The 17,005-nt window shown below is 54.6% G+C and carries 13 protein-coding genes; 8 read left to right on the top strand and 5 right to left on the bottom strand.

Features of this window, described 5'->3' with window-relative positions; genetic code table 11:
* Window positions 1-4 precede the first annotated feature (4 nt).
* Entirely contained in the window at window positions 5-622 is a 618-nt protein-coding gene (locus ACIRQ6_RS14560; RefSeq protein WP_420861330.1) for a TetR/AcrR family transcriptional regulator, read from the bottom strand.
* Window positions 623-713: 91 nt separating this feature from the next.
* Here ACIRQ6_RS14560 and ACIRQ6_RS14555 point away from each other — a divergent pair, with 91 nt between their 5' ends.
* The 6 genes from ACIRQ6_RS14555 to ACIRQ6_RS14530 all read left to right on the top strand — a co-directional run bounded on the left by ACIRQ6_RS14555 (window position 714) and on the right by ACIRQ6_RS14530 (window position 10,851).
* Entirely contained in the window at window positions 714-1,841 is a 1,128-nt protein-coding gene (locus ACIRQ6_RS14555; RefSeq protein ID WP_420861329.1) for an efflux RND transporter periplasmic adaptor subunit, read from the top strand.
* Window positions 1,842-1,845: 4 nt separating this feature from the next.
* Entirely contained in the window at window positions 1,846-4,977 is a 3,132-nt protein-coding gene (locus ACIRQ6_RS14550; RefSeq protein WP_420861328.1) for an efflux RND transporter permease subunit, read from the top strand.
* A gap of 462 nt (window positions 4,978-5,439) precedes the next feature.
* Window positions 5,440-6,333, top strand: a complete 894-nt coding sequence (locus tag ACIRQ6_RS14545) for a substrate-binding periplasmic protein (RefSeq protein WP_420861327.1) — start codon at window positions 5,440-5,442, stop codon at window positions 6,331-6,333.
* Window positions 6,330-7,244: a hypothetical protein gene (locus ACIRQ6_RS14540; protein WP_420861326.1), complete on the top strand. Its 915-nt coding sequence runs from the start codon at window positions 6,330-6,332 to the stop codon at window positions 7,242-7,244. The genes ACIRQ6_RS14545 and ACIRQ6_RS14540 overlap by 4 nt, the downstream gene beginning before the upstream one ends.
* Window positions 7,231-9,183 (top strand): PP2C family protein-serine/threonine phosphatase, encoded by a 1,953-nt coding sequence (locus ACIRQ6_RS14535; protein ID WP_420861325.1) that lies wholly within the window; start codon window positions 7,231-7,233, stop codon window positions 9,181-9,183. Before ACIRQ6_RS14540 ends, ACIRQ6_RS14535 begins: the two co-directional genes overlap by 14 nt.
* A gap of 33 nt (window positions 9,184-9,216) precedes the next feature.
* A complete protein-coding gene (locus tag ACIRQ6_RS14530) occupies window positions 9,217-10,851 on the top strand; it encodes a Na/Pi symporter (RefSeq protein WP_420861324.1) in 1,635 nt (544 codons plus the stop codon).
* Between the two features lie 64 nt (window positions 10,852-10,915).
* Here the strand turns inward: ACIRQ6_RS14530 and ACIRQ6_RS14525 are convergent, their stop codons facing one another.
* Window positions 10,916-11,689 carry an ATP-binding protein gene (locus ACIRQ6_RS14525; RefSeq protein WP_420861323.1) on the bottom strand — a complete coding sequence of 258 codons (774 nt, stop codon included), beginning with the start codon at window positions 11,687-11,689 and terminating at the stop codon, window positions 10,916-10,918.
* Between the two features lie 393 nt (window positions 11,690-12,082).
* Between ACIRQ6_RS14525 and ACIRQ6_RS14520 the strand changes: the two genes are divergently transcribed.
* On the top strand, window positions 12,083-12,733 hold the full coding sequence (locus ACIRQ6_RS14520; protein WP_420861322.1) for a LuxR C-terminal-related transcriptional regulator: 651 nt from the start codon (window positions 12,083-12,085) through the stop codon (window positions 12,731-12,733).
* The gene (locus ACIRQ6_RS14515) at window positions 12,730-13,929 is read left to right on the top strand and encodes a sensor histidine kinase (protein WP_420861321.1); all 1,200 of its coding nucleotides are present in this window, start codon (window positions 12,730-12,732) and stop codon (window positions 13,927-13,929) included. Before ACIRQ6_RS14520 ends, ACIRQ6_RS14515 begins: the two co-directional genes overlap by 4 nt.
* Before the next feature lie 69 nt (window positions 13,930-13,998).
* Here the strand turns inward: ACIRQ6_RS14515 and ACIRQ6_RS14510 are convergent, their stop codons facing one another.
* From ACIRQ6_RS14510 to ACIRQ6_RS14500, 3 genes are all read right to left on the bottom strand, one after another.
* The gene (locus ACIRQ6_RS14510; RefSeq protein WP_420861320.1) at window positions 13,999-14,985 is read right to left on the bottom strand and encodes a zinc-dependent alcohol dehydrogenase family protein; all 987 of its coding nucleotides are present in this window, start codon (window positions 14,983-14,985) and stop codon (window positions 13,999-14,001) included.
* A gap of 248 nt (window positions 14,986-15,233) precedes the next feature.
* Window positions 15,234-16,142: a 2OG-Fe(II) oxygenase gene (locus ACIRQ6_RS14505; protein ID WP_420861319.1), complete on the bottom strand. Its 909-nt coding sequence runs from the start codon at window positions 16,140-16,142 to the stop codon at window positions 15,234-15,236.
* A gap of 57 nt (window positions 16,143-16,199) precedes the next feature.
* A complete protein-coding gene (locus ACIRQ6_RS14500; RefSeq protein ID WP_420861318.1) occupies window positions 16,200-16,988 on the bottom strand; it encodes an SDR family NAD(P)-dependent oxidoreductase in 789 nt (262 codons plus the stop codon).
* Between the last annotated feature and the right edge of the window lie 17 nt (window positions 16,989-17,005).

Here is a 17,005-nt window from a genome sequence, read left to right as displayed (position 1 = left end):
TGTGCTAGCTTGCTGCAGGAACAATCCGCGATGCTATTTCCTCTAAAATAGAGTCCAAGCCTCGGGGCATTTTGTCGTCTGCCAGTTTTCCATCGATTGTCAGAAAGGATAATCCGTGGACAAAACTCCACAGCATAAAAGCCTTCTCGCGGTCCGTTTCTTCAATCTCGCTTCGGCCATGACATTTCGCGACTTCCATTTGGACAACTGCGTATTTTGAATCGCCTAACGCCTCAAGCTGTTGATCTTCCTCGGTTTCCCCTGACCACGTAAACATCAGGCGAAAAACCCCCGGTTCAGCTATAGCAAACCGAACGTAGACCCGGCCCAGCGCCACGATGCGGGCCCGACTTCCGTCTGGATGCGGCATCAGTTCTGCCATCATCTGTTCCGACTGACGCACCATCCCAGCAGCGGCAACTTCGCGCAGCATTTCTGTCTTATCTGTGAAGTGCTTATACGGTGCTGCGGTTGAGACGCCCGCGCGCCGACACGCCTCGGATACCGAGAAATTATCGGGTCCTTTTTCCTCGACCAACTGGCGCGTTGCTTCGATCAATTGAGATCGCAAATCGCCATGATGATACGTGCCGCGTTTTTTGGGTTCGGGTGATTTATTCATGATCCAATTCATTTCATGGGCCGTAACACTTGTCAAAGTAAGAAGTTCTAACATATAAGTTAGAGTCTCTAACATTGCGAGAGGACAGGTTATGGCACATTCAATACTCAAGCAGATAGTGAAACGTCTGGTCATTGTAACTGGCACGGTTGTTGTCATCGCAACCGCTGGCGTGGCCATCACGTTCGGTTCTGAGGCGCTGGCGAACCGCGCAGCAAGTGCCCCGACACCGGACGCTGCCAAAACGGTCCCAGTGTCTGTCGCTCCGATTACGTTGGCCCACGAATATACGACCCAGCGCCGCTTTCTGGGACAGATCGAACCGGCCACTGAGGCCCTTTTGTCGTTTGAACTGAACGGTAGGCTGTCCAAGTTGTTGGTAGGCGAAGGCGATAGCGTCGCAAAAGGGGAACTTGTGGCGCGGCTTGATACATCCCTGCTGGATGCGGAACGCAAACGCCTTCTCGCCTCGCAGAATGCGACCCGTGCGCAGCTGACCTTTGCGAAAACGCGCCTTGCTCGGGCGCAAGATTTGCAGGCCGAAGGGTTCTCCAGTCAAGAGACGCTGGACCAAGCCCAAGCAACCTTTGACGAATTGACCAGCCGCATCAGCGAAATCGACGCAGCCCTTCTGACGCTTGATATCAACAGCGAAAAATCAGTGCTATATGCGCCTTTTGCAGGTCGTGTCGGTGCGCAGGATGTCGAAGAAATGGAAACCCTGACGGCAGGCCAATCCGTCTTGACGCTTATTGAAACCAGCACCCCGCAAGTGCGTGTGGGCTTGCCCCTGCACCTGTCCGCAGAAGATATTGGTCAGGTTTCAATTGTTGTTAACGGGATCGACTATCCCGCAACACTAGACCAATTGCGCCCGGACATTGACCCTGCCACCCGGACCCGGACCGCCTTGTTCTCGCTGCAAAGCGACGCCACATTTGCCTTTGGCCAATCTGCGACGCTGTCGCTTGAAACCACTGTTCAGGCCACAGGCACTTGGATCGGGCTAGACGCCCTCCAGCAAGGTTCGGGCAGTATTTGGACGGTTTTAGTGGTGGAAGACGGAATTGTGCGCACCGCGGCAGTTGAAGTCTTGTATCTACAAGACGAGCAGGCCTTTGTCCGGGGGAGCTTTGCCCAAGGCACGCAGATGATCCAATCTGGGGCGCACCGCGTTGTGCCCGGTCAGCAGGTACAGATCCTCGCAGGCGAGGGCTAAGATCATGAACACGCTGACCTTCCGCCAACCACGTCTTGTGGCACTCATTTTACTTGTCTTGATTTCCGCCGGTTTGTCGTCCTTTTTGTCGCTTGGTCGTCAAGAGGATCCAACGATCACAAACCTCTTTGCGACGGTCACCACCCAGTTTCCGGGTGCAGATCCCGCCCGCGTTGAGACTTTGGTCACAGCTGAGATCGAGGAAGAGCTTCAGTCTATTCCAGAAGTCGACACGATAACCTCTGTTTCCCGTTCTGGGGTTTCGGTTGTCTCAATCGAGTTGTTGCAAACGTTGGATGATGCCACGATTGAGCAGGTCTGGTCCGAAGCACGCGACGCGGTTGAAGCGGCGCGGCGGGCATTTCCCGCTGGCGTGCAACCGCCAGATTTCAATGCAGAAGGCATTTCTGCCTATTCCGCCGTCGTTGCGGTGACCGCCGAACACGAAGGGGTCCCTCATTCTATCGTTAACGCTCATGCTGACGCCCTCGCGGACCGGCTACGCTCGATCCCGTCAACCCGCGCCGTAGATCTGTTCGGAGAGCCCGAGGACGAAGTTCTGGTGTCGGTTGATACGCAGGCCGCTGCGGCCTTGGGCCTGACAGCGCAAGAAATCTCGAGGTTGATCACTGCGGCAGATGGCAAGGTTCAATCAGGTCGGTTTCAAAGCACCGATATGGATTTGACGATCAACATTTCTGGTGCAATCGAGGCCTTGGATCGCATTGGGGATGTGGTTTTACGGCAAAATGCCAATGCCACCACTGTCACGCTGGCCGATATTGCGACGATTACACGAGGCATGCGCACGCCTGCCTCGGAAATGGCAATGGCCAATGGCAAACGTGCTGTCCTTGTTGGAGTTCTGGCGCAAGATGGCGTGCAAATAGACCGCTGGATGTCCTTTGTGAGAGGCGAACTGGCCGCCGGTCAGGCGACGATCCCTGTCGGTCTGTCCGAGACCCTAATGTTCGATCAAAGCACCTACACCGCTGACCGATTGTCCGAAGTGGGCACCAATATGGCCATTGGCGTGGCCTTGGTTGTGGCCGTTTTGTTCATCACCTTGGGTTTGCGCGCCGCTGCTATTGTTGCCGTTGTTTTGCCTGTCGTGTCGCTGGCCACATTGGCAAGTATGAATTTTCTTGGTCTGCCCATTCATCAAATGTCTGTCACTGGCCTGATTGTTGCCTTGGGTCTGCTCGTTGATGCTGCAATTGTAATGGTGGACGAAGTGCGACAACGCCTTGGCCGTGGACTGGACCGCATCGACGCCGTGGGCGACGCCACCAAACGCCTTGCGGCACCGCTTTTGGCGTCAACCGTTACAACGGCGCTATCCTTTACTCCGATGATCCTGTTACCGGGACCTGCTGGTGATTTCGTAGGTTCAATCGCAATCGCTGTGGTTTTGATGCTGATCTGGTCGTTACTGATTGCCCTCACCGTGACACCCGCGCTGGCTGGATGGCTGTTGAAGACCGGCACGCCGTCTGGCATCCGGCTGCCTGCTTTGGGACGTGGGTTTGAGGCCCTGATTGCCCTATCAGTCCGCAATCCCGTTCGCTCTATTGCCTTCGCATTGATCCTACCGGTGCTGGGCTTTGCCGCCTTCCCGACCCTGACGGCACAGTTCTTTCCGGGGGTGGAGCGGGATCAATTCTATGTTGAGGTCGATATGCCCCCCGGTACATCAATCAACAAAACCGCAGCTGTGGCGCAAGAGATCGATACGTTGCTTGCAGCCTATGAAGGGGTCGACCGGGTGTACTGGTCCATCGGTCAATCGGGCCCCGCTTTTTACTACAACATCACTGGCGGCCGCTCGGCTGAACCGGGCTACGCACAGGCGATGATCAAAACCGTAACGGCAGAGGATGCCGCCCGCATTGTTCCACAGTTGCAGGCCCAGTTGGATGCAGAGTTCGCACAAGCCCGCATCATCGTGCGTGATCTGGTCCAAGGCCCCCCCGTTGCGGCCCCGATTGAGGTTCGCCTCGTGGGTCCTGACCTGAGACTGCTGCGCGATCTGGGCGATGAGGCACGGGCCGTTATGGCCGATCTGCCGTTGATCACACAAGTTCGGGCAGGCGTCGTTGGGGGCGCACCTCAAATTCGCTATGAGATCGACGAATCCGCAGTCCGCCTTTTGGGCATGAACCTTACGGATGTGGCGGCACAACTCGAGGCAGGCTTGGTCGGTGTCACGGGCGGTAGCCTTGTTGAAGGTACGGATCAATTGCCCGTGCGCGTCCGCTTTGGCGCGGATTTGCGCAGCAATGTAGAAGGCATTGCTGATCTGCCGATCCTGATCCCAAATGCAGGTGCGGTTGCGGCGACTGGTGCCTTGCCCACAGTCCCTTTTTCAGAGCTTGCGACCCCAGTGCTGGAACCTGCTGAAAGCGTTATCACCCGCCGCAACGGCGAGCGGATAAACACGGTCCAAGCGTTCATTGTGCCCGGTGTATTGCCAGAAGAAGCGCTTCAGGACACGCTTTCAGCATTGGAAGCCAATGGGTTTGAAGTGCCTCCAGGCTACCGGATTGAGTTGGGCGGCGACAGCGATGCACGGTCCGACACATTGGGTAATTTGCTGGCCTCCGTTGGTCTGATCGTGACCTTGACCATTGCAACGATTGTGCTGACGTTCAACTCGTTCCGCCTCACGGCAATTGCATTGATTGTGTGCGTATTGTCGGCAGGTCTGTCGATGCTGTCGCTTGCCGTGATGCAATTCCCGTTTGGTATCAACGCAATCATTGGTGTGATCGGCTCAATCGGAGTTTCCATTAACGCAGCGATCATCATCTTAACGGGCCTTAAGGCTGATCCAGATGCAGCATCTGGCGACACACGCGCCATTGCACGGGTCGTAACCGGATCCAGTCGCCATATCATATCCACTACAATCACTACCTTTGGGGGCTTTTTGCCACTGATCTTGGCTGGCGGTGGCTTCTGGCCGCCCTTTGCTGTGGCGATCGCGGGCGGTGTTTTGCTGTCTTCGGTGATCTCATTTTGTTTTACCCCAGCGGCCTTTGTTCTTGTCTACGCGAGCAAAAAAGCTTCGGCAAAAGTGGCGGATACTACATCCAAAACATCTGAAGAAACCGTCGTTCTGATGGCCGCGGAATAAAGCAAGCATTGGAAGGCCTTTGGCAAAATGCGACCCGTGCCCCGCGCCTACTGAGGGATATTTGGTCCGGGCACAGCCGAACCGGTACATGCCTTGCTTTGCGCGGTGTCTCGCCGGGCGTGACGGCAATTGGTTGCGCCGGTTGTAGGTTTCCATGGCTGGGAAAGCAGAAAATAGCGGCAGAACAGGCGTTATGGCACCGCTTTGATGGCCCTGCGCCGGGGTCTTCGCCGGGATCTTCGACAGGGCTAAATAGCTGCTCAACGCGTTGAAAGTACGACACGATCCGGCGTTCTGCGCCGTTTCATCTTTGTATGTTTCTTAATCAAAAACTGAAAAATCGCCCTGTTTAGGTTTTTTGCCTAGTGTGTCGCGGATCACTGTGACTCTAGAGTTGCGCCATACTGGACGTCGTGGCCGTTTATTTCAGGCTTAGCGACGATAACCTAAAGGACAAAATTGATGTTTGAAATTGGTCTTCGCAAAACTGTCGCCTTAGCCGCACTAATGGGGCTTATGTTTTCAGCACATTCCGCCGCAGCTCGTTCCCTAGATGAAATTTTGGCATCCGGTGTGTTGCGCGCTTGTGTCCCGACAGCAAATCCACCCGATGGTGAAGTTATCCCCGCTGGCTGCAAAGGCTATTGCCAATACGAAGGGATCATTGGCGATCTTGTTGAAACATTTGCTGCCGATATGGAGCTAACGCCGGAATACTATGTGCAAAGCTGGGATGAGTTGTTTCAAAATGCAAAAGGCGTCACCGTAAAGGAAGACACTTACACACCGGTCGCGCTTGAAACCCTGCAGTGTGACATGATCGGGGCCGTAATGGTATCCTTGGATTGGCGTCTCAAAAAGATGGATATGGAGTGCTTTCTACCCAGCAGGATGATGGTTGTGTCCCATCGGGATCGGCAGGCTGAATTTACCACGTTGGATGATTTGGCCGGGCGCACAGTGGCGGTCGAGCAAAGCATGTACCTGCACACATGGATCGAAGAGCAAAACGAAGGGGCTCTAAAAGACAAACCGATTGAAATTTTGTTCCGTCCCTATGACCAGACCATCCCTACTGTCGAAAAAGGCGACGCGGATTTTACTGTGGTGTCCGTTCTGGATGCGCTCTATCAAACTCGCCGCACTTCACCAGATGCGGTTGCAGCTTTTGCAGTGGGACCGTTTAACGAGGGATGCTGGGGCTATCGGTCTGGCGACACGGAAATGGGTGCCCAGATCAAAAGCTTTTTCGCCGAGCAAACCATCGAGCCATCGTCTGAACTGAACGAGCTGTGGAACACGTACTATGGTATGTCGTTCTCTGACTTTATCCGCCTTGTAAGTGCAATCGAATGAGAGCGCGGTGGCCCAAGGTATTTCGCAGTTTTAGCGCAATCGGGGTCGCCCTGTTGGGGGCGACTTTTGCACAGGCGTCCTCGTTACAAGAGCTTCAGGCGCGGGGCACTTTGCGGGCCTGTTTCGCCGAAATTGATCCAGTTTTGATCAATGTTCAGCCTGCCGGATGCATACAAGACTGTCAGGTCTCCGGTCTTTTGGTTGATCAAGTTCAGATCTTTGCAGATCAACTGGGTGGACTGTCTGTTGATCCAAAAATTGTCGAGTGGAGCGCGCAATTTGCCGACGCCGAAGGCAATGTTACCTTGGATCAAAGCTATTTGCCTGAACTTTTGGCCGATGGCACATGTGATCTTTATGCTTCGAATTTGGCGCGTCTGCCGTGGCGCATGTCCAAACTACAAATCATTCCGCTCTATGAAAGCCGTATGATTGCGATCGTTCGCGCAGACAGGGTTTCCGAATTCGAGACCCTACAGGATTTTGCGGGTATGCGCGTGGCCTCTGTAGAAAATTCGTCATTTCACAGCTGGCTTTTGGCACGAAACCAAGATGTGTTCGCGCAAAACCCAGTGGACATCATCTTTGATCAAGAAAGCGACAGTTTTGAAGACGTTCTTAAAGGGGCGGCAGATTTTACATTGACTGATGCGGATATCGCGGTGCTGACTATGCGCGCCTATGGCGACAGTTTGGTGCCTGCTTTTGCGGTAGGGCCGCTGCAGATGTTGGGCTGGGGCGTTGATCCAAATAGCACCGAACTGATTGAGCAAATCGAACGTTTTTTCACGCGGCAGCGCTTAACGCCGCGCTCGGCCTTAAACCAAGCTTGGGAGACGCATCTGGGCGTCAACATTGCAGAATTCGAACGGCTGATCGAAAGCCTCCCGGGAAGCGATGCGCCTGAGTAATGATACGATGAAGGAACAGTCGCGCGGCATAATCGCTTTTAACAAGTCTATTCGGGTCAGGTTGATCGTTTGGACCGTATTGTTGTTGGCATTGGTGGTCATTGGTCTGACTTCGCTGTTGTCGCGTAACGCCACCCGTTTGTTTGTCGCGCAAACAACAACTCAACTGACGCAACTGACCAGCCAAGGCGCGCGCGCACTGCGGGACTTCATGGCAGCGCGCGAGCGGACCGTGGATCTTTGGGCGACGGACACTGTACTGTTGTCAGTCGCGCAGGATCCGGGCTTGCGCGCTGTCTTTATGCCGGGGCTCTCCCGGTACGTGTCCAGTTTTGCCGAGCAAGAGCCATGGATCACCGATGTCCTGCTGATTGAGGACCGGTTGCCAATCTTTTCGTTATCTGGACGTTCACAGGTGATCGCGGACCCCATATCACTGGTGTCACTGACGGACCCCAGTTTAGCATCCACCCAATTGGTACGCTTGGTCGATAGTCCCCAATGGCATATTGCGATCCGTCGCCAGGCGAGGGATCGCGGTCAGCCGCTACCGGGTGTTTATGTGATTTTGCTTATGGATCTCACTGTGATCCAAGAGTCGCTATTGGCGAATGCCAGCCCCAGCTCGTCAGGGTTTGTCACCATTGAGACCAATCGCAACGTCACCGTCATCCCTCTGCCCGAGGGGCTGCGTGATCTTCCGCCGGTAAACAGTACAAACCAAAGTCTGAGCAATGCTGACTATCTTGTCGAACGCCAAGCGGTTCCGGACAGTCCGATTTCTGTTTTGGGGGTGGCTGCACGGCGAGATATCGAAGCACCTGTGCGCACTCTTGCCCTGTTTTCGGCCTTGATCGGGTTGGGGGCTATTGTGGCGGGCCTTGTAGGGACGCTAATTTTCACAGCCCGCGTAACCGCGCCTATCCAGAAACTGACCAGTGACGCGCGTGCTATGGCAAACCTGAAATTTGGCGGTGAAAACCTGCGTACCCGTCTCAAGCAACGAACCGGCCACGACGAAATTGGTGAGCTTGCAGCGGTGTTCGAATTGCTGGACCAAACCACAGAGGAGCTGACAGAAACCAATCAGTTGCTAGAGGCCCGCAACACAGACTTGGATGATACCCGTCGTACCCTGCGCAAGAACCTTGATCGATTGAATGACGAAATGAACGCAGCCCGGACGTTGCAACTAAGCATGGTGCCGCCAAGCCGCAAAATGGTGCGCTTGACTGATAATGTCACCTCCTTGGGTTTGATGGAGCCCGCTCGCGAGGTGGGTGGCGACTTTTATGACAGCTTTGCCCTAGATGACGGGACTGTGGTCTTGTTGATCGGGGATGTTTCGGACAAAGGGACGGCCTCGGCTTTGTTTATGTCGCGCACCGTGAGCCTTTTGCGGTTTGCCGCGCAACAAATGCACGACTTGACCAAAGCGCCCCCTGATCCTGCCCGCGTCCTTGAGGAGGTCAACACCGAGCTGTGCAAAAACAACGGCACACGGATGTTTGCGACTGTGTTCTTGGGGATCCTTGACCCAAAGTCTGGCCTGCTCACGTACGGTAATGCGGGTCACATGAGCCCGCTTTTGGCCAGCCGCACTGGTGTCACAGCGATCACCAAAAGCAGGCCGGGTTTGCCACTGGGTGTCCATGCCAACATCAAATACAGCGACGCCAGCATTCAGCTAAGTCCTAGTGACAAGGTGGTGTTGTATACAGACGGCATTACCGAAGCCGAAAACAGTACGGGCGCATTTTTCGGCCTTGATCGACTGTGCCACGCGATAAAGGCGTCAGCCGGTCCCGACATTGGCGCACTCGTGGGAAATATTCGCACCCCTTTGGCGGCATTCGTTGGCGAGGCCAAGCAATTTGATGACATTACTTTGCTGGTCATAGGTTGGGAGCCTATGGGCGAGGTAACCGACCAATCGTAGGCTGCGTTACAGAGAATTTTGAAAGGCAGCGACATGGATATATCTACGATAGCAGGGCTTCTTGCCGGATTTGGTTTGTTCTTTGTTGGTGTCTGGACCCTGACCGAAAGCCTCAAACAACTGTCTGGCCGCAGGCTACGCCAAGCCGTTCTGAAATATACACGACGCCCGATCCAAGGCCTGTTTTGGGGCGCGATCGCTGGAGCAATGGCGCAAAGCTTGTCTGCGATGGTATTCATTTTGGTGGGTATGATTTCTGCGGGGATCCTCAGCATGCGCGTGGCAATTCCCATCCTTGCTGGGGCCAACGTTGGATCATCGCTGTTGGTTTTCTTGTCCACGATCAACCTAGACGTCGCCGTTCTGATTTTGTTGGGCGTTAGCGGGATCGTGATGACCCTTTTCAACAAAGACTGGTTGCGCCCGATGATGCATGGCTTGTTCGGGCTGGGGCTTTTGTTCCTTGGGATCAGCTTTATTCAAACGAATGCAGCGCCTCTGGCCGAACAGCCGTGGATCGCTGGATACTTTACCGGATCTGGTGGGTCCTTTGTAACGGTATTCTTGTTAGGCGCTTTGATGTGTATCCTCGCCCAGTCCATGGGAGCGGTGACAATTTTGGCGATCTCACTTGGCCAAGCAGGTGTTTTGACAGTGGATATGACCATCCTTGCCATTTACGGGGCCCAGTTTGGATCCGGTGTTGTGACCTATATCCTCAGCGTCAGCCTGCGTGGGTCGATCCGCCAAATCGCGATGTATCAAATCATTTCAACCAACGTTTTTGGCACAACTTTGTTTGTTGGACTTTGGATCGCAGAAACCTTCTTTGGGGTGCCTTTGGTCAAAGCACTCCTAGGCATTTTAGCCAATGACTTGCCGGGGCAGATGGCCTTTTTGTACCTTGTGTTGTGTGTTCCAATCGTCAGCAGCGTGGTTGCGTTGACCTGGGTCGAGCGTAGCTTGGCACGTGTGTCCCCACCGACCCAAACAGAACGGGACGGCCAACCACAACACATCATTTACGTGCCTGTCGCGGATGTAGATGCTGCACTGGATGCCGCACAGTTGGATCAAAACCGTTTGGTCGATTATCTGTGCCAATTCCTTGAGGCTGATCAGGATCAGGCCAGCGCCAATAAGGTGTCTGGTTTGGCTGCGTCCTTTGCGACCCTGAGTACCGAGATCCAGTATTACCTCGAGGATCTGGGCCACCAAGACTTGTCGCCTGCCCAGTTTGACCGGCTCAATCGCGTGGTCTACCGACAGCAGGTTCTTGACGGATTGCTGGGCACCTTGAGCGATCTTGTCGCGCAACTGGGTCTAGCCGAAGGATCCGCTGGGATGACGCGGTTTGTGAACCTTTTGCGCACTGCATTGGAAACCACCATGATGACGGCCCAAAGTGCATACCTTGGTGGGCATGGTCGCGACCTAGAACGTTTGGCAGGCATGGTAGGGGATCGTAGCGAAGTGCTTGGGCGCATGCGCCAAGCTTATCTAACGCAGCATGTCGTCGAGGATCGGCAGGAACGGATGCGCCTGGTCCAACTGACGGTCACTGCCGAACGGATTTTCTGGGCCCTTGATATGCTACGCAAAACAATTGTCAGCGAACGCGCGGCGCAGGGGGCAAATGAGATGTCTGAAACTGCGTTGTCGGCCTAATCGTGACCTGCGGCATCGGAGGCGGAGAATTCGTTGTTTGGCCAAGCGGCCTTCCCGGCGCAGCTTAGATTGCGCTACGAATGATAAAGGCAGGGGTCAAACCTGAGAGATCAAAAAGCTCTTTCACCTCTTCAGTGAGGAACGCCAGGATAAGTTCGCCTTTGGCCTCTTCGGCGGCGTCGCTGACAACCAAAAGCGTGCGAAACCCTGCGCTTGTCAGATAGCTGAGCTTGCTCATGTCCAGCGTAACCTCTTTGTGACCAGCAGCGACCAACGCGATCAAGTGATCCGTCAATTGCGCTGCGTTGCCGCTATCGATCCGTCCGATCAACTGAACATTGGCTGCTCCGGCTTGACGGGTCTCTTGAATTTCTAATCCGGCGATCATCGGTGCATTTCCCTTTTCATCTTGTTGAACGGTTTTGGTGACGACGGTGTGGTTGGAGCCATCATCGTGGTGATGCGAAAAGCTGTCAGTCAGTGCGCGCACCATATCCAAGCCACGCCCACCGATCCGGGGGCGCGTTTTGTCATCCATCTTTGGGCTGTTTGTTGGGTCAAAGGGGGTGCCTTGGTCCTGAATGGTCAAAGAAAACACTGCATCCTTAATGCGCATTGAAACACTAATGGGATCCCCAGTCGTCTCGGCAGATAGATCCGCAAAACCGTGGTTGATGACGTTGCTCAGTAACTCGTCCAAGACGATTTGCATTCGTGCCGTCGCGGTCGCAGAGATCCCATTGGCGCGCATCAAACTGTCCAATGCATCCCGAACGATCTGCATTTGATCAAGATGGGGTGCCAGTGTCACCGATACTGAAAACGAGCTTTGTTTCATCACACAACCTTCAAACTCAAAACATTAAAACCCGACGGGTGCATAAGGCTACCTACAGGCCGGCAGCCAAAGCCACCGACCTGAGCAAAACAAGACCACAGGGAGAGTGCTGCCTCATTTTCGTGTACCTTTGCCTTGGCGCTGTTCTGGCCCATCAGATGTCTCCCAACCCGCCATAGCGGCGGCCACCCTTGACAGAGCAAGGGAGAAGGAAAAAGAGCAGGCTTAAACACCTTTGGGCCTCCGAACACGTTCCATTTGACGTCCAGTGTAGGACGTAAACCAAGATGCCCCCATAGGTCAGAGACCTATCGCCAAGATTTTTACTGTGTATCATCGTATTGTCAGGATCGACCCGACCCTGCGTGGATCAAAAGCCAAGAGGTTTTCAATTTGAGCAACCAAGCAAAACGTGTGTTCCTGATTGATGACCATCCAATCGTTGAGGCGGGGCTAAAGCTGGGCTTTGGTTTGGGCGACAAATTTGTTTTGATCGGGACAGAAGCCAGCCATGACCGTGCCCTGGACCGTGTTGAGGCCTTGCAGCCTGATGTGATCCTGTCTGATTTGGTGATCGATGGTGACTTGGACCTGAGTTGTCTTACGCAATACCGAGAAATTGCGCCTGACGCTCATTTGGTGGCCTTTTCATCACTGCCCGTCGATGCCTATGCAGCCAAATGTCTTGCGGCAGGGGCAGACCGCTATGTTCCTAAATCCACGTCGCCGCATGAGTTGGTCGAAGCACTCAGCGCGATTATCGAACAGCCCCCAGTGAAACTTGCTGCGGTTTCAGCGCAAAGTGAAGCCGTGGCCGCCGCCCCTTTGGTGGTTGACGGTGTGTCGCTGACCCCGCGAGAAAGCGAGGTTGGTCGCGCCTTGTCGCAAGGATTAACAACATCCGAGATTGCGATGGATTTGAACATTTCCAAAAAGACAGTAGCGATACATCGGGATAATTTGCGCACCAAACTGAGCTGTGCAAATAGCAACGAATTGATCACGCTTTTGGCGCGCAGCTTGACCGCCTCGCGGGCAAAATGACCAAAATCCCCGCTCGCCTTTGGGCCCAATTCGGGCTGTGCCTAATGGTGGCTGGTTTGGTTTGGGTCACGCCACTTGCGCTGGGCCTTTTGACACTTCCTTTTGTTATGTCGTGGTACGAGGGGCGATCGGTGTCCATCTCGCCCGGTGCCTGTTGGGGCGTGGCTTTTTGTTTTGCTTTGCCTGTCTTGGCCCGACTGTTGATGCTGGGTGAGCCTGCCTTGGCGACGTTGGTGGCCTGTACGGTATCGCTGCTTTTGGTGGTGGCTTTGATCCGTAAGGCTCAGAACGCTTTGGCGATGTTGGCCGCCCTTGGGTTGTCATTGGCTCTGGTGTCGATTTGGGTGTCAGTGTCGCCTTTTTTGGGCACTGGCCTTGCCATCGCGAGCGCTGTTTTGTGCTATATCGTGCATGTGGCAGACGTCGCGCGCGTGGCCCAGCTGGATCTGTCCAGCCGTCTAGAGCGCCGCACGCATCGCGTCCGCTACTTGCTGCGTGAACGAGACGAAGTAACCGCCTTAGCAGTGCACGACCTTCAAAGCCCGATACAGGCTATCGCCGGTATGCAAAGAACTTTGATGCATATGCTGGGTGAAGGGCTCTTGGACCGGGACGCGATGAAATTCGCGCTGCTGGCAGCAATTGAGACAAACGAAATGCTGTCCCAACGCATCGGATCTATACTGAATACAAGCCGTAATCACTTGGGTGGGGGATCCGATATGACAGACCTCAAACATATGATCCAAAGCATGCTGGCCGTGCATAAACTTGATTTCACAGAACTGGGCGTGTCCGTCAAAGTGGACATGCCGCCAACCCCGGTACTGCTGCCAAATGACGAGGATATTCAGGATATTTTGGACGTGTTGGTCGATAATGCGCTGCGCCATGTGCCTGCGGACGGGGCCATAGAGATCCAAGTTTCGACAACGAACGGGTCGGAGGGGGTCGTGACGGTTGCGGTGCATGATTCCGGTCCGGGTGTTTCTAGCAGACAGCGCGCAAACCTTTTTGCATTGAACCATACCGCCCAAGACGGACAACAACGGCGTGGTATGGGGCTTCATCTGTCGAAGCGTCGCGCTCTTATGTTGGGGGGTGATCTGGTCTATCGTTCGTCCAAACTGGACGGCGCATGCTTTGTGGCGACCTTTCCCATGGCCCAGACCAAGCAGCCAGCGGGTCAGGACTAGCCGCACCAAAATCGGTGGTTCCGCCCGCTCACGCCCTGCGAAACCACCTAGTCCATCCAGCGGCCTTACCTAGATGTCGACAACAACCTTGCCAACGGCCTGCCCACTGGTGAGGCGATCGTAGGCCGCCCCAACGTTGTCCAGATTGAAGCGCTGCTCATCCACCAAAGGCTTCAGCGCACCAGCATCCACAATCTGTGCTAGTTTTGCCAAGATCGCACCGTGATCTTCACGTTTGACGTCGTGCAGCATGGGCAGCAACATAAAGACAACGTGCAACGACAACCCTTTGAAATGTGCAAGCGACAGATCAATCTCGAGGAGTGAAACAGTGGACGCGACATGGGCGTTCAATGCAGCGGCCTCGAATGAGGCGATCATGTTCTCGCCACCGACCGTATCAAAAATGACGTCAAAGCCAGTGCCGTTGGTGTGCTTGGCAACGTAGTCCTCAATCGCTTCAGACATGTAGTTGATCGACGTGGCGCCGTAGCCCTTCACGATGTCTGTCTGCTGGTCTTTGGAGACAGTGGCAAATACATTTGCGCCAAAGTGTTTGGCCAATTGCACTGCCACGTGCCCAACGCCGCCTGCGCCCCCTTGGACCAGTACGTTTTGACCAGCAGCGATACCCGCACGGTCCAAGCCCTCATAGGCTGTGATGCCGACCAGTGGCAGGGCAGCCGCATCGCGCATTGAAATCGTCTTGGGTTTGTGGGCAATCAATTTTGCATCTGCCAGCATAAATTCCGCCAGCGCGCCTTGTAAGTCGGCCAATCCACCGGCGCAGCCATAGACTTCGTCACCCACTGCAAATCCGGTGACACCTTCGCCAACCGCGTCCACAGTGCCCGCAAAATCCATGCCCAGTACTGCAGGCAATGCTGGCGACAGGGGTAAATCAGGGCCCATGGCCCGGATCATGGTATCTACAGTGTTCACACTGCTTGCTGCGACGCGAACGACTACATGGCCCGGTGTGGCCTGCGGTTTTGGCAGGTCGGCGATTTCGAATTTTGCTGTTGCGCCATAGGCGGTGATGGTCGTGGCTTTCATTGGCTCGCTCCTAAACTGCGGCATGCTCCGCTGTAAATATACCGTCTAGAAAGGGGGTAAATGGGCTGAAAAATAAGTTCAGTATTCCGGTTTGGTATATAATCGGAAAGTGGGTTTTCGACAGTTACTGTTGGGTCGAATTGGTAAGGTCTCTACCTGTTGCCGCCGCAAACCAGGGTATCTGTACAAGAAAAGGAAGGACGATTTTCATCGCCCTTACCATTGGTAAATCTTTTGGATCTGGTGCCTTAAAAGGGTGCGAAACCATCGCTAGGTGCCGTTGGAACAGACCAACGCTGGCGCGGATCAATCTGGGTTTTTGTCCCGCCAAACCGTGGCACCTGACCGCCATCACCGTAGAGCCAGAGAACAAAGTTCGACCGCTCGCCTTCGGTAATTGGCATCGATTCATGCGCAACGCTGCCGTGGTGGATCAGGGCTGTGCCGGGCGCAAAGGTCAATTCGCTGACTTGGCGTGTTTCGTGATCAAAAAAGCGAACGCCAGAACCGGAAAATTCTTCACCGGGCAGGTTGAGGTTGATGTTCAGGGTCACAGACGACGCGTCTGTATGGGCGCGCAAAGAGGTGTCTGTGTCGGCCTGCCACTGGATCGAAAACCCAAAGGTCTGGGTATCAAATCCAACGATATCAGGGAACAAAAGCCGCGAGATAGGGCGCATATAGGCATCCATCAGGCCTTTGTAGAACTGTTGGAAATTTGGCGCTCCAAGGTGCCCTTCCGAGCGCTCGTCAAGCATCGCACCACCACGGTTTAAGGAAATCCCATAGGGCGGGCGCAGAGGAATTTCAGCCTCCGAGACTGCTTCAAGGTAATCGCGTAGAATTTTCAGCTTCTTGGGGTCAAAAAACTGGGTTTTATAAACACCGGGAAAGACTTCTTCCCAGAGGTCTTTGACTGCGGCTTCTTGCGATGGATCTTGCCACGCTTGCTCGACTGCGGTGCGCAACTTTGGATCGTAAAGACTGCTATCAAGAACGGATGTTAGACCGCTGGCCGTTTCCCATTCTGCCCAAGCGTTCTTGAATAGATCGTTGTTTTGGCTCCAGAATTGATGCACCGAATACGTGCGTTGCAGCATCTCTTCCCGCGTGGGGCGCGCGATTGTCCGCGCCTGTTCTAATGATTGAGTAGACATTGTGTTTCGTCCTATTGTGTATGCGCTGGCGTTGCGGCTAGCGTGGATGGAATTGGGTCAGCCCAGTTTGGCTATGGCCTCGTTGATGCCGCGCATCACGTCTGCGGCGTGACCTGCGTCCATCGCGGCCGAGTGAGGCGATGCAAAGCGCTTGCTGTCATTGTCGAAGTACTTGCCCGAGGCATCGGCAAAGGATGCCCCCAAGGCGGCTTCGCGCAGAATGTTGGCACCAACGCTCAGATCGCTACCAGCCACGCCAAAGCCTTCTTTGACCATTTTTGAAGCCAGAAGTGAGCCGGGGTTGACGGCGACAATGATTGGCCCGTCACTGTGCTGTGCTGCCATTTCGCGCGACCAGATGGTGATCGCGAGCTTGCTTTGCGCATAGGCGGCCATGTCATCAACGAACCGGCGCCCGTGCAGGGCCTCGAGATCCACAGGAGCTTGGGCCGCCGAAGACAGGTTCACAACGCGCCCGTCCTTAGCGAGGATCGGCATCAGCGCCTCGGTTAGCGCATAAGGGGCGAATGTGTTGACCATAAAACGCAGGTCGTGGCCATCCGCCGTGACTGTGTTCGGCGCCTTGAGTACCCCCGCATTGTTGATGATGACATCCAACTGGCTATGGTTTGCACGAATGTCCGAGGCTAGTTTGCGCACGTCGTCCATTTTGGACAGATCTGCGGAATAGGTTTCGGTCGTGCCGCCCACTTGGGTTGCGGCGGCTTTCAGTTTTTCGGCGCTGCGGCCGTGCAGCAAAACAGTGTGGCCTTCTGCGGCAATCTTTTGGGCTGTTAGGAGGCCGATGCCATCGGTGGCACCTGTGATAAGAATGGTCTTGGTCATGTGATCGTCTTTCTGTC

This window comes from Algirhabdus cladophorae, from assembly GCF_044772865.1.
In the GTDB taxonomy this organism is placed as follows: Bacteria; Pseudomonadota; Alphaproteobacteria; order Rhodobacterales; family Rhodobacteraceae; genus Algirhabdus; species Algirhabdus cladophorae.
Note: the sequence above shows the minus strand (reverse complement) of the source record. Positions and strands in the feature narration are given on the sequence as shown.

Excerpts from the sequence above, each read along its gene's own strand:
- ACIRQ6_RS14560 (WP_420861330.1), bottom strand. The coding sequence starts at position 622 with ATGAATAAATCACCCGAACCCAAAAAACGCGGCACGTATCATCATGGC.
- ACIRQ6_RS14555 (WP_420861329.1), top strand. The coding sequence starts at position 714 with ATGGCACATTCAATACTCAAGCAGATAGTGAAACGTCTGGTCATTGTA.
- ACIRQ6_RS14550 (WP_420861328.1), top strand. The coding sequence starts at position 1,846 with ATGAACACGCTGACCTTCCGCCAACCACGTCTTGTGGCACTCATTTTA.
- ACIRQ6_RS14545 (WP_420861327.1), top strand. The coding sequence starts at position 5,440 with ATGTTTGAAATTGGTCTTCGCAAAACTGTCGCCTTAGCCGCACTAATG.
- ACIRQ6_RS14540 (WP_420861326.1), top strand. The coding sequence starts at position 6,330 with ATGAGAGCGCGGTGGCCCAAGGTATTTCGCAGTTTTAGCGCAATCGGG.
- ACIRQ6_RS14535 (WP_420861325.1), top strand. The coding sequence starts at position 7,231 with ATGCGCCTGAGTAATGATACGATGAAGGAACAGTCGCGCGGCATAATC.
- ACIRQ6_RS14530 (WP_420861324.1), top strand. The coding sequence starts at position 9,217 with ATGGATATATCTACGATAGCAGGGCTTCTTGCCGGATTTGGTTTGTTC.
- ACIRQ6_RS14525 (WP_420861323.1), bottom strand. The coding sequence starts at position 11,689 with ATGAAACAAAGCTCGTTTTCAGTATCGGTGACACTGGCACCCCATCTT.
- ACIRQ6_RS14515 (WP_420861321.1), top strand. The coding sequence starts at position 12,730 with ATGACCAAAATCCCCGCTCGCCTTTGGGCCCAATTCGGGCTGTGCCTA.
- ACIRQ6_RS14510 (WP_420861320.1), bottom strand. The coding sequence starts at position 14,985 with ATGAAAGCCACGACCATCACCGCCTATGGCGCAACAGCAAAATTCGAA.
- ACIRQ6_RS14505 (WP_420861319.1), bottom strand. The coding sequence starts at position 16,142 with ATGTCTACTCAATCATTAGAACAGGCGCGGACAATCGCGCGCCCCACG.
- ACIRQ6_RS14500 (WP_420861318.1), bottom strand. The coding sequence starts at position 16,988 with ATGACCAAGACCATTCTTATCACAGGTGCCACCGATGGCATCGGCCTC.